This is a genomic window from Aeromonas sp. MTB, assembly GCF_056632455.1.
On record NZ_CP147026.1, the window covers coordinates 4,105,921 to 4,117,772 of the forward strand.

Genomic DNA, 11,852 nt, shown 5'->3' on the forward strand with positions numbered 1-11,852 from the left:
GGGAACCGCGAGGTTCCCCTTTTTATGTTCAGCGCATCATATTCAGCACCCGGCAAACCAGTCAGGCCACCGCTCGCGCCTCTCCACGGGCCCGCAGCAGGCTCTGGCGCCCCTGCCAGTAACCCTGCAGATAGCCGGACTCCAGCTTGACCGGATCCTGGGTAAAACGGGAAACCATGAAATCGGCCGGTGGCGCGATCACCTCGATCTCGCAATCGGCAGGGGGATTGGCGATGAAATCGAGTGCCCGGTTGTAGGCGCGATCCCGCTCCAGCATGGCTTGCGCCAGCGCAGGCTGGGTTTTCAGCAAGGCTTTGACCATCCAGCAGAAACGGGCCGGCTTCTTGCGATAGCCCCAGGGTTCCGAGAGCACCACCGTCATCCGCCGCGCCCCGCGCCGATAGGCCTCGATCACCGGAATGGAGTCGCTGATGCCGCCATCGGCCATCGGGCGACCATCGACGCAGGGGGTATCGTGCTGCACCACCGGCAGAGCGCAGGTGGCAGTCAGCACCTCATCCATGTTGTCGGGCCGCACCGGCAGATAGATGGCCTTGCCGCTCGCCACATCGGTCGCCACCGCGTAGAAGGGAATGTCGCGGGCACAGAAGGTGTCGAGATCGAGCGGGAAGCGATGGCGACTGGCCTGCCACAGCCAGCCGATATCCACCAGATCGCCCCCTTTGACGAAACGCAGGGGATCGAGAAACCGGGAGCTGCAAGCCAGCTCGGTGATGATGTGGTGACTGCGGCGCGGCTGCTCGCTCAGATAGGAGACCAGATTGGTGGCACCGGCCGAGACGCCCATGACGAAATCGAACGGATAGTGATGGCTTTCCACGAAGGCATCGAGCACGCCGCTGGCAAAGATGCCGCGCATCGCGCCCCCTTCGACAATCAGGGCACAAGAGTGGGGATTAAACATAACAAGGCTCCGTCAGCTGTAATACCTGCCGGGATCGATCCCGGCCCAGTGATGGACGCCTTCATGCAGAACATCAAGACGCCGCAGCAGGACGATTCAAGCTCACTCGCACAAGCCAGAAGCAGTGCAAGGGCAAACCTGAACCGTGAAGCGACCACCAGTATATGCAGCGCACCAACCTTCAAAAAATGAATTTAAATAATAAAAAACATGCCTTTTTGGCATGATTAAGCGCATCGGTAGAGACGGCCCTTTATCCGCTAACAACACCATCAGGATCAAGGCAGCCCGGGCCCGAACGTCCCGTCGACGGGGTTGTAGTGGTACGCCCGATAATCAAAGTCCACCTTATCAAGGCGCGGATTGGCCAACTCGAACAACAGGCGTCTGGGGAGCTGCGCCTGCTCGAGGGAAGGTTTGAAGTGGCGCAGCCAGAGCTGTTGCAGCGAGCCATCCCGCCACGCCAGCTTGAGGCCGACCGAGAGGCGGCGGATGGCGGCCTGATTATCCTTGTGGGTGTAGAAGAGGTGGAGGAAGGGATAGTGCAGCGCCACTCGCCGATCCACGGTGAGGCCGGGCAGATCACTGTGCTGCTCCTGCTCGATGAAGAGCTCGTTGGCCCCGCGGCAGAAGAGATCGATGCGACCGCGAGCCACCAGCTTGAACAGCCGCTCGTAACCGTCGATCTCCTGCACCTTGAATCCCCCATGACGCAGGATCTCCGCATCCTGCCAGCCACGTCCCTGCCCGTGCAGAAATTGCTGCAGGTCGGTCAGGGTATTGACCTTTGCCACCGCGTCGGCCTGCTGCGGGCTGACAAAGCAGATGCGATAACCGAGGATGCCCAGCTCCACCGGAAAGCGGACGTAATCCAGCGCTTCGCTCTCTGCGGCCGGGCGCAGACTGTCAGCCACAAACAGATTGGGGTATTGCTGAGTCTGCACAATCTGTCGCATCCGGATACGGTTCATCGGCGGCGCGGTTCGCAGCTCGTAGTCACCGAAGCTGTCGCGGGTCTTCTCCAGCGCCAGCTGCAACAGATCGCGAAAATAGAGGGTACGCAAGTCCCGATCGCTTTCGGGGCTGATATGAGTGATGACGTCACTCGCCCGTAGGGGACTGGCAAGGAGGGAAAGACTACACAGCAGCAAGCAGGAAGCGAGGCGATGAAAGGTCATACTGCTCATCCCGGAAATACACGCTCACTAGAGTGTAGCGCCGGGACGAGCCGCCTTCTAAAGGGAAGCCCGGCCTACCAGAACAGCTGGCCCAGCAGGGGCGCCAGCAGCACGGTCACCATACCGGCGATCATCATCACCATGCTGGAGACCACCCCCTCTTCGTTACCCATCTGATAGGCCTTGGCGGTGCCGGCGCCGTGGGCCGAGGCGCCAAACCCCGCCCCCTTGCCGAGGCGACTGCGAATGGCCAGCACGGTGAGCACGCTCTCCCCCACCGCCATGCCGATGACGCCGGTCAGCACCACAAACAGCGCGGTGAGGTCGCTCTGACCGCCGATGGCGCGGGTCGCCTCCACCGCAAACGGCGTGGTGATGGAGCGCATCGCCAGACTGCGTTGCAGCATGTCGGAGAGATCCAGCCAGCGAGCCAGCAGCACGGTACTCCCCACCGCCATGATGACGGAAGCAACCACCCCCACCGACAGCGACAACCAGTGGCGGCGAATGAGCTGGCGGTTCTCGTAGACCGGCACTGCGAAGGCGACGGTGGCGGGGCCCAGCAGCCAGAGCAGCCAGTGGGATTCCGCCATGTAGTCCTGATAGGGGATGTGGAACAGCAGCACCACGGCCACCAGCAGGGTCGGCGCCAGCAGCAGCGGCATCAGCGGCAGAATGCGCTTTTTGCCATAGAGCCATTTGCTGGCGTAGTAGAAGAGCAGGGTGAGGGCGAAGCAGATCAGCCCGAGCAGGGTATCAGACATGACGACGACTCCGGCGGGCCAGTTTCAGTTCGAGGCGGTAAATCCGATCTACCACCAGCGCCGTGGTGCCGAGTACCAGGGTGGTGCTCACCAGCAGCACCACCATGATGCGCCACCCCTCCTGCAGCAGCAGATCCTGATAGTTGACCACCGCCACCACGGCGGGCACGAAGAAGAGCAGCATCTCCGCCAGCAGCCAGCGAGCCCCCGCGCTGAACCACTCGGCCTTGACCACCCCGAGCAGGATGCAGGCCAGCAGCAACAGCATGCCGGTGAGGTTGGCGGGCAGCGGCAGATGGAGGGTACGCACCGCGGTATCGGCCAGCAGCCAGATGGCTGCCAGCAACACAATCTGGAAGGGAGTCTGTAACCAGCGCAAGCAGAGGGCTTTCATGATCATCGTCTTTCTGTGAACCGGCTCACAGTATAGAGTTGAGCAAAACCTGCCAGAAATGAATTAAAATTATCGAATTCATGCCGCATAGGCATACTTCATCCCGTACCCGCCAACACGAGTCGAGAGAGTCCATGGATATTCGAGCCTTGCGCTATTTTGTCGAACTGGTGCGGGAAAAAAGCTTCACCCGCGCCTCTGAAAAGCTGTTCGTCACCCAGCCCACCATCAGCAAGATGATCCGCAATATCGAAGAGGAGCTGGGCCAACCCCTGCTCAACCGGGAAGGGCGCCGCTTCACCCTGACCGACAGCGGCCAGGTGCTGTTCAACCGTGCCCAGACCATCTTGGCGGAGATGCAGCAGCTGGAGGCCGAACTGGCGGATCTGCAGAGCCTGCAACATGGTCGCCTCACCCTCGGCATTCCCCCCATGGTGGGTCACGTCTATGCAGATCTGATCCGCGCCTACCGCACCCGCTACCCCAAGGTGGAGCTGACCCTGGTGGAGTACGGCGGTCGCCGCATCGAACAGGCGGTGCTGGAGGGGGAGCTGGATCTCGCCATCACCATGCTGCCGACCAAAGAGGGGGGCGCCCTCAGCGCGCTGGAGCTGGATCAATACCCGATCCGGGTGGTGCTGCCGGATCAACCGCGCTGGCATGGCGAAGCGCCGCTGCGGCTGGAGTCCCTGCAAGAGGAGCCCTTCCTGCTCTATACCCAGGCGTTTACCCTGAGCGAGCGGCTGGAGCAGGCGTGTCAGGAAGCGGGCTTTGTGCCGCAGGTGGCGGCGCGCAGCAGCCAGTGGGATTTTCTCACCGCCATGGTGCGCAGCGGCATGGGGGTCGCCTTTTTGCCGGAGCCGGTCTGCAACCGGCTCACCCCGGATGGTCTGGTGCTGCGACCGCTGGAACCAGAACTGAGCTGGCGACTCGGGGTGATCTGGCCGAGCGAGCGCTATCTGTCGCGCACCGCCGAGGCCTGGCTGGCCCTCTGCCGCCAGCGGCAGGCACCTCAGTAATCGCCGAAGCGATCGGTCTGCGGATTGTAGAAGTAGGGGCGGTAATCGAAGCTGATCCCGTCGAGGAAGGGATTATCCAGTCGCAACAGTCGGCGCTGGGAGAGTTTGGCAAAGGTGATGGCCGGGCCAAAGCTCTTGCGCCACAGCGCCTGTAGCGAGCCATCCTGCCACGCCAGCTGCAACCCCCGCTCGACCCGCTGCAGCGCCTCGCGATTGTTGGGATTGGTGTAGAAAACCCGGGGCAGCGGGTAGTAGATCAACAGCGCATCATCCACCAGCAGATCCGTCATCTCCTTGTGGGTCAGCTGCTCGCTGCGCAGCTCGCTCACCCCGCGGCAGAAGAGATCGAAGCGGCCCCGCGCCACCATTTTGAACAGCTTTTCGTACCCCTCCACTTCCACCACCTCCATCCCGGCGTAGCGCAGGATATCCACATCCAGCCACCCCTTGCCCTGACCGAAGGTAAACTGGCGCAGCCCCTTGAGGTCGGTCACTTTGCTCACCGCCGCCTTTTGCTGCGGGCTGACAAAACAGATGCGGTAGCTGACGATCCCCAGATGGATGGGAAAACGGACATAGGCGAGCCCCAGATCCTCGCGGGTGCTGCTGTAGCTGTCCATTACAAAGAGGTTGGGATAGCTGTCGAGCTGCATGCTGAGCCGCTCGCGCGCCTTGGTCATGGGCGGCGCAGGCTCCAGCAGATAGTCGCCAAACTGGTCGCGGGTCTTGTCGAGGGCGAGCCGCAGCAGCTCCCGATCATAAGTGGTACGCGGATCCCGCTCGCTCTCCGGGCTGATATGGGTAAACCGGGTGGCCGCCTGTCCGGTCAGCGACAACATGCAGAACAGAGCGGTGGCCAGCAGATGCAGGGGTGACATAAACCGCGCCTTGGTTGCAGGGGTACTTTCAGTGTAGCCCTGAGCGTGGGTGCCCCTCCGTGGCGCGGCCTGTGACAAGGATAAGCAACACGACAAACAGGAGGGCGCGGGCAGATATCCTCACGGGTCACATCGCCTCCGGACCACCACCGGCCCGGAGAGCAGGTTCACACCGTGCCCGGCACTACTCTTCGCCGATGGGAGCGGCGATCCACTTCATCAGCGTCAGCATATCCTGCGGCGCCACCCCGACCGAGAGGCCGCGCTTGCCGCCGCTCACCAGGATCTCGTCAAACTGCAGCGCCGACTCGTCGAGCACAGTGGGCAACAATTTCTTCTGGCCCAGCGGGCTGATGCCACCCACCTTGTAACCGGTCAGCTTCTCCGCTTCCGCCGGTTTCATCATCTCCACCTTCTTGAGACCGGTCGCCTTGGCCAGCTGTTTCAGACTGCACATGCCGGATGAGGGAACGATCGCCACTACCGCCTGCTTGTCGTGATGGGCGACCAGAGTCTTGAACACCTGCGCCTCCGGCAGCCCGAGCTGGGTCGCGGCATGCTTGCCGAAATCGTCGTGGGCTTCGCACTCGTAGGGGTAGAGCTTGTGGGGAATTTTGAGCTTCTTCAGCAGGTTGATGGCAGGAGTCATGATGGTTGCCTTGAATCGAATCGCATAAAAACAAGGCCAAACAGTCTGCGCCTCACTCTGGGGTGATGCAAGGGGGGATGGAAGTTGCAAGGGCCATTGACTGACCGCCATGCCATGCACGCTTGGTGAAGTCCAGCAATCCTTTCCCCCTCGGCCAAAGTGGCTGGAGTCCCTAAACCACCGCTCATCACCATGTCGAACCTCATTTTCCACAGTTAGGCTGATTATGTACGAGACACATCTAATACAAACACGTCTATTAGTCCTAATAAATCGGCGGGGAGATTATCCTCAATTCTTGATTTCAGCATTTCGGCAGATTCAATACCGTGCTTCTTTCGTCCTGCAACCTCTTCATTCGCACCAAACCAGATAACTAAAAATATGCCTTGCTGTTCAGCGTCTGGGTGGATGGAATAACGGTCATAAAGCTGGGCTGATGCGGCCGTGTAAAGCTCTCGATGCCATTGCCCTTTGACCTCAGTCACCAAGAGACGCCTCCGACTACCAATAATTTTGGCGACAGTGAAATCACTCCGGTTTCGAACTTTTAGCTGATGTTCCGGTGTAACTGTGATGCTCTGCGGCTCAAGGCGCAACTTGATACGTTCAGCAATGATCTCGGTTGAACGCACTTCATCCAACCTTTCACCTTTCTCGTAAAAGCGCTCTGCTGAATTGAACTCTCCCCCATTGATATCTTGTTGATATCGGTGCAACTCATAAAGAACCAGCTTGCGTAAGCCCTCCACTGTGACGACTTCATTACCATCCAGTAGCTTGATTATTTCTTGTGGCAACGGAGGTGTGAAATCTCGCAATGCCCTCCGCCTTAGCTGGGTCGCATAGATGCTCTGCAAGTCCATATGAAAATCGGAAATGCGGGAGTTTTTAAGCAGACGGTTAAGGACTGGTAGAGCATGACTAGAATCATCAAAGTTGATAGACCAAATCACCTCACTCAAAAATCTGTATGCTTTCTCTTCTTTAGGGCTCCCAGTACCATAATGATTCGGCAGCACGACCTTAGGCCAGTGGTCTATAAATGCTTCAAGAATAGCCTCAATCTTATTTGATGTGAGTATGGGCCAATATTGGCGATCACTGCGGTTTATTCGTCCTGATAGATCATATAGTATAAATACTGTATTCTTATCGTTCCTCAACCAACTCCAATATCCATCATGTATATCGGTCAAAAAGTAGAAAGCACGTACTAACCAGAATGTACGTCTCTGTTCTATCTCTTCGTCGCCAGTTAATATAGGCCACTTTGACATCAGTTCTTCACAGCGTAGTATAATAATTTTGTTCAATTCATAACGATTACCATATTGAGCTGCAATCTCAAAAAGTAAGTCCAGTGGTGAATTAGCCAACTCTGGAAAACGGACAAGCCATTCTATAGAAAGAGTGGGGCGCAGATGGCTAAAGGCCTCATCACGCTGAAGTAACCATACATCAGCAGTCATATATCCTGATTGAGCCAGTTGTGGCTCAATATATTCCCTTAGAAAACGCTCCGCGCTTCCGAGATCGGGAAATAGCTGGCGATCTACCTCTGACTTAAGTCTATTATTCTCCTCTTCCGAAATCGAGTCATACCCACGATAGATACCTACACGAAGAGCTTGTAGAAGTCGATATTCAACAGAATTAAGATTCCCTTGAACACGCATCGTTTCTATGCTTGCTGCATAAAGTACCATTTCAACATTGAAGTCTGATGAGATAGCCAGCCTATCTAATGTAGGTATTTTTGGAGACAATATTTCAAAACAGTTTTGCAACAATCCATGAAGCTTAGTACCACAACCAAACTCAGCCTCTACATTCTCTGGCTCCATCAACATGAGGAAGGCAAAATGCGAAAATATTGCAAACCCACGAATACTTTCAAGAGAAAATGCATCGTCATGTATGAACTTTAAATTTTCAGAGCGAACTTCAAACTGCCGCCTACGTTCACGGCGGAGTTGCTTTCTATCCAGCCGCGCATATGGTTCATTTCTTTCTTGATAGGCTTGAGTTGCAGCAGCCCGATTACGTCTCATCCATTCGCGCATAAAGGAAGGCTTTAATAAAGCGTGCCTGCGCATATGCCGTCTTATTGACTCTCTCTCTTTCGCTTCTGCTAATGAATAAAAACCATGAGTTTTGATGAAAAAACCCCATAGGACATGGTTGTTTATTTCAAAAGAAAAATCGACTATAAACTTATAATCCTCAGGTTGAAACACTAGGCCTGAGTGAGAAAACCGACCAAATTTATGCCGTAGCACATAGGATATGTCTTCAACTTCGTACAGTTTTGAAAAAACATGTAAAAATATACCTTGCCGTAAGTCATTATTTTTACAGAGAACTTTAACGGCGTGACTTTCATCCTGGCGTTTACTCTTGTGAAATCTCAAATTTTCAATCCATCCCCAGACCCTCACAGGATTAAATGGTGCCAGAGCTATTTTAAAATAATGATCAAGAAGTAAACCGACAACTTTACTTATACCATTTAGACAATCACAATCGTAGTATTTTTTGCCACAATGGCAGGCAAGGTATCTGGTCAATTCATCCAACAACCACTCGGTAGTTAACAAATCAACCTCGGCAATGAATTTTTTTATAAAATAGCGAGCACCTATGGTACGTTCTCGCACTTGGTGACCAGGATAAAGCGTTGCGCATATACAAAGAAATTCAGACAAAAATTTCTTTTCAAAGGTTTGATAACCTAGCGTAATAATGATTTCTGCCGCGATCTCCAGCGAGACCCCACTCGCTTCTGCAATAAGATTGGCCAAGTCTGCGTGGTGATCGCGGCCGGTTATCTTGAGCAAGCATCTCGTTGCCAGAATACGTGTATGGGCGTTTTCTTGCGAAGCTAATGCGAGTTGGTGCAATTCATCTTGCAGTGAGTCTATTGCCGAAGATCCCGCCAGCAATTCAAGAATCAAGTCGCGCAAATGTCCTTCATCACCAGTTGCTAACAGTCGCTTTAGTTCGTCTGCCACATCCTGCGTGAAGAAACCAGCGATGCTGAACCTGCGCCAGTAATCACCACGCCTGAAGTAGGGATCTTGAGCTGCAAATTTCCTCAATTGCGCCAGCAGCATTCGTTTTGAACCAGGAAGCAATTGGGAAGGATCTCCGTTGGCCAGCACAGCATAAGGGTCGATCCTGATGGCCTCTTCCTGTATAGCTCGGTCACCCAGTGCCGCCATCCAGCCCAATAGCCCCCGTAATTCATCTCGCACCGTATTGTTGGGTGCGATGACGGCGAAACAGCTTGCAAGCATCAGTGGTTTGGTTGGATCCGCAATCCGTTGAGTCAGATAGTGCGCTGCGCAATATTCGGCAACGATCTTATGCACTGGACGATGCAGATCCACTCGCTCACCAGGTTTAAAGAGCTGGGTTGCCAGAATGTCGTTTCTGGAAGCGATAGCGTGAAGCAATGATGCCAGCGTCGGGTAGGTCCGGTCTGCCGTAGCATCTTGGGTACTGACCCCCTCAGCCCCAGACAACAGTAGCTTGGCGAATACTTCTGCTGCCAATTCAATTTTTTGTTGTGAGGTCAGAGAGTGGGCTGCGCTCTTGACTCTGGAGTTGGCCTCTTTGGCCAGACGCTCGACTGCCGTGCTGAAAATGGATCGCTTGTCGATGAAATGTCTATCGCTCTCAATATAGGCACCCGCAAACAGTTGCAGGAACAGTGGATTGGGTAGTAATGGCTCCAGTTCAAATCGAATTACCTCTGAACGAAAGGCGATGAAGTCCTCTTCTGGGTAGTGATGCAGGAAAATAGCTTGCTGGTCGCTCTCATCAAATTCATACAGCCTGACGACCAGAGGTTGCACCCCAAAAAACTCGCCGAATGACTGGGTATCTGCATTGCTCCACTCACTGGAGCGGCTTGAAATGATGACTCGCGTTGCTTTTGCCTTACAGGCATTAGCTAGAACTAAGTGAATTCCTGACTGATCTATCTTGGCCAGTTCATCGAATGCATCGATCACCTGTGGACTATTTTCTACCTCTGCCCCCATATGCCGGAATCGGGTTGCGGTTACGGCTTTTGTCCCCAACTGCCGCGCAAGACTTTCCATCAGCTCGGTTTTTCCCCCACCAGGCTCCGCCAAGACGACAACAAACTTCGAAGCAGCCAATAGCTCTGCTTCTGTGTATATCTGGCTATCACTAGAAAGCTTGCGCGGGAGGTAAAACGTCGACGTCATAGGAACAAGAAACCTGTGTATTGGAATCGCTTGAGGGTCTTTCTTCGCTAGTTTGAAAGCCTCATCCAGAGTCAGTTATTTCCGATACTACGCTATTTATCAAATAGTTGGAGTGATTTCCCCATAAATGTTAGGAGGAGTCACATAAGTCAGATCGGCATTGCCCCCCCCTCTTATTCGCTGAGGCGAGCACGCTTGTCCAGGCCGCGAGACAGGATGTCGAGCGAGCGGCGCCGGGCCATGGATGGCCCGTCGCCGCGTGCCGTCGGACAAGCGGGTGAGCCGAAGGAACCCGACGAAGTCGGGCGAATAAGCGGGGAGAAGACCTTTGGTGACTTTGGGTCTTTCCAAAGTCACTCGCCCCGGCCCGAAGGGCGGGCGAAACCCCTTCGAGGCCAGCGGCCTCGCGTCCTGCACGGCGAAGCCGTGCCATCGACTATCCCCCGGACGATTACGCCTACCGGCTAATCGACCCTACGATTGCACGGCGCAGCCGTGCCTGCTTGCCACAGGCACGGAGTCTGGCTGGACGCCGGGATGCCACCAGCAAAGGGGGCGTGGCCGCCCCTATCGGCCCAAGAAGGGTTCCCAGTCCTTGAACACCGGCTGCAACCCCGCCTGCCGGACGGCGGCGGCCACTTCCCCCACCGGGCGGTCGTCGTGGATGGCGAACTGCTCCAACTCCTCTTTATCCCCTTCGGCATAGCCCCCCGGCTGGGTGCGCGACTCGGCCGACATCTGGGTGATGCCAAGGCGCACCGCACCGTTGCGAAAGGTGGCCGATTCGCGGGTCGAGAGGGACAAGTCCAGCGTGGGCGAGAAGAGGCGCCAGGCGCAGATAAGCTGGGCCAGCTGGCGATCCGACATGACTACGGCAGGCTCCAGCCCACCGGTGCAGGGGCGCAGGCGCGGAAAGGAGAGCGAGTAGCGGCTCTGCCAGTGGTGACGCTCAAGCCAGCTCAGATGCTCGGCAACAAAGTAGCTGTCGGCGCGCCAGTCCGAGGATAGACCGATCAGCGCCCCCAACCCGATTTTGTCAATACCGGCGCGGCCGAGCCGATCCGGCGTGGCGAGGCGCCACGCGATGTCCCGCTTGTTGCCGCGCAGATGGTGGCGGGCGTAGGTGGGGGCGTGGTAGGTCTCCTGATAGACCATAACGGCGTCGAGGCCGAGGCTCTTCAGTTCGGCATAGTCGGCCTGCGAGAGGGGCTGAACCTCCATCCCTACCGTGCTGAAGTGGCGGCGGATGATGGGCATCACCTCGCGAAAATAGGCGAGCCCCACCTTGTGCTCGTGCTCGCCGGTCACCAGCAGCACGCTGTCAAAACCGCGCGCCTTGATGGCCAGACACTCGCGCTCAATCTCCTCTGCATTCAGGGTCTTGCGCTTGAGGCGGTTGCTCATGGAGAAGCCGCAGTAGGTGCAGTCGTTGGCGCAGAGGTTCGACAGATAGAGCGGCACATAGAAGCCGATGGTGTTGCCAAAACGCTGACGGGTGAGCCGCTCGGCCTCGGCCGCCATCTGCGGCAGATACGCCTCGGCGGCTGGGGAGATCAGCGCCATAAAATCGCTCAGGGTGCGGCGCGGTGCGCTTAGCGCTCGCGCCACGTCGGCGGCAGTTTTGGCGCGGATCTGCATGCCGATATCGTCCCACTCCAGCTCCTGCCATCGGTCGAGAAAGGTAGGCTCCTTAGCCCCAACCCCCAACTCCTCTCCCTTATTTTGTGAAGAGCCGAGAGGGGGGCTAAACACATCCGCCTCGGGAGAAACCGAGAAAGAGGACATGGCGATTGGCTCTTGCCCCGAG

The 11,852-nt window shown here is 56.4% G+C and carries 10 protein-coding genes; 2 read left to right on the forward strand and 8 right to left on the reverse strand.

Features of this window, described 5'->3' with window-relative positions; all coding sequences use genetic code 11:
* Positions 1-61: 61 nt before the first annotated feature.
* Positions 62-925 (reverse strand): patatin-like phospholipase family protein, encoded by an 864-nt coding sequence (locus WBR25_RS18795; RefSeq protein ID WP_005357796.1) that lies wholly within the window; start codon positions 923-925, stop codon positions 62-64.
* Between the two features lie 63 nt (positions 926-988).
* Here WBR25_RS18795 and WBR25_RS18800 point away from each other — a divergent pair, with 63 nt between their 5' ends.
* A complete protein-coding gene (locus WBR25_RS18800) occupies positions 989-1,117 on the forward strand; it encodes a hypothetical protein (RefSeq protein ID WP_270905472.1) in 129 nt (42 codons plus the stop codon).
* Positions 1,118-1,203: 86 nt separating this feature from the next.
* On the opposite strand, the gene WBR25_RS18805 is transcribed toward WBR25_RS18800, so the two are convergent.
* The 3 genes from WBR25_RS18805 to WBR25_RS18815 form a co-directional block, all read right to left on the reverse strand.
* Positions 1,204-2,103 (reverse strand): hypothetical protein, encoded by a 900-nt coding sequence (locus WBR25_RS18805; RefSeq protein WP_043822030.1) that lies wholly within the window; start codon positions 2,101-2,103, stop codon positions 1,204-1,206.
* A 74-nt stretch (positions 2,104-2,177) separates the two neighbouring features.
* Positions 2,178-2,867, reverse strand: a complete 690-nt coding sequence (locus WBR25_RS18810) for an LrgB family protein (RefSeq protein ID WP_206901011.1) — start codon at positions 2,865-2,867, stop codon at positions 2,178-2,180.
* Positions 2,860-3,261 (reverse strand): CidA/LrgA family protein, encoded by a 402-nt coding sequence (locus tag WBR25_RS18815; RefSeq protein ID WP_139740561.1) that lies wholly within the window; start codon positions 3,259-3,261, stop codon positions 2,860-2,862. Before WBR25_RS18815 ends, WBR25_RS18810 begins: the two co-directional genes overlap by 8 nt.
* Positions 3,262-3,395: 134 nt before the next feature.
* Here WBR25_RS18815 and WBR25_RS18820 point away from each other — a divergent pair, with 134 nt between their 5' ends.
* On the forward strand, positions 3,396-4,280 hold the full coding sequence (locus tag WBR25_RS18820) for a LysR family transcriptional regulator (RefSeq protein ID WP_005336083.1): 885 nt from the start codon (positions 3,396-3,398) through the stop codon (positions 4,278-4,280).
* Here the strand turns inward: WBR25_RS18820 and WBR25_RS18825 are convergent.
* The 4 genes from WBR25_RS18825 to thiH all read right to left on the reverse strand — a co-directional run bounded on the left by WBR25_RS18825 (position 4,274) and on the right by thiH (position 11,830).
* Positions 4,274-5,158: a hypothetical protein gene (locus WBR25_RS18825; protein ID WP_479748917.1), complete on the reverse strand. Its 885-nt coding sequence runs from the start codon at positions 5,156-5,158 to the stop codon at positions 4,274-4,276. The two genes, WBR25_RS18820 and WBR25_RS18825, sit on opposite strands and share 7 nt — an antisense overlap.
* Positions 5,159-5,342: 184 nt before the next feature.
* Entirely contained in the window at positions 5,343-5,807 is a 465-nt protein-coding gene (gene ybaK, locus WBR25_RS18830; protein ID WP_021231249.1) for a Cys-tRNA(Pro) deacylase, read from the reverse strand.
* 224 nt (positions 5,808-6,031) lie between these two features.
* Positions 6,032-10,045, reverse strand: a complete 4,014-nt coding sequence (locus tag WBR25_RS18835; RefSeq protein ID WP_479748919.1) for an NACHT domain-containing protein — start codon at positions 10,043-10,045, stop codon at positions 6,032-6,034.
* A 567-nt stretch (positions 10,046-10,612) separates the two neighbouring features.
* Positions 10,613-11,830, reverse strand: coding sequence for a 2-iminoacetate synthase ThiH (thiH, locus tag WBR25_RS18840; protein WP_479749919.1), 1,218 nt, complete (start codon positions 11,828-11,830; stop codon positions 10,613-10,615).
* Positions 11,831-11,852: the final 22 nt, after the last annotated feature.

Coding starts and splice junctions, on each gene's coding strand:
- WBR25_RS18795 (WP_005357796.1), bottom strand. CDS start 925: ATGTTTAATCCCCACTCTTGTGCCCTGATTGTCGAAGGGGGCGCGATG.
- WBR25_RS18800 (WP_270905472.1), top strand. CDS start 989: ATGCAGAACATCAAGACGCCGCAGCAGGACGATTCAAGCTCACTCGCA.
- WBR25_RS18805 (WP_043822030.1), bottom strand. CDS start 2,103: ATGACCTTTCATCGCCTCGCTTCCTGCTTGCTGCTGTGTAGTCTTTCC.
- WBR25_RS18810 (WP_206901011.1), bottom strand. CDS start 2,867: ATGTCTGATACCCTGCTCGGGCTGATCTGCTTCGCCCTCACCCTGCTC.
- WBR25_RS18815 (WP_139740561.1), bottom strand. CDS start 3,261: ATGAAAGCCCTCTGCTTGCGCTGGTTACAGACTCCCTTCCAGATTGTG.
- WBR25_RS18820 (WP_005336083.1), top strand. CDS start 3,396: ATGGATATTCGAGCCTTGCGCTATTTTGTCGAACTGGTGCGGGAAAAA.
- WBR25_RS18825 (WP_479748917.1), bottom strand. CDS start 5,158: ATGTCACCCCTGCATCTGCTGGCCACCGCTCTGTTCTGCATGTTGTCG.
- ybaK (WP_021231249.1), bottom strand. CDS start 5,807: ATGACTCCTGCCATCAACCTGCTGAAGAAGCTCAAAATTCCCCACAAG.
- WBR25_RS18835 (WP_479748919.1), bottom strand. CDS start 10,045: ATGACGTCGACGTTTTACCTCCCGCGCAAGCTTTCTAGTGATAGCCAG.
- thiH (WP_479749919.1), bottom strand. CDS start 11,830: ATGTCCTCTTTCTCGGTTTCTCCCGAGGCGGATGTGTTTAGCCCCCCT.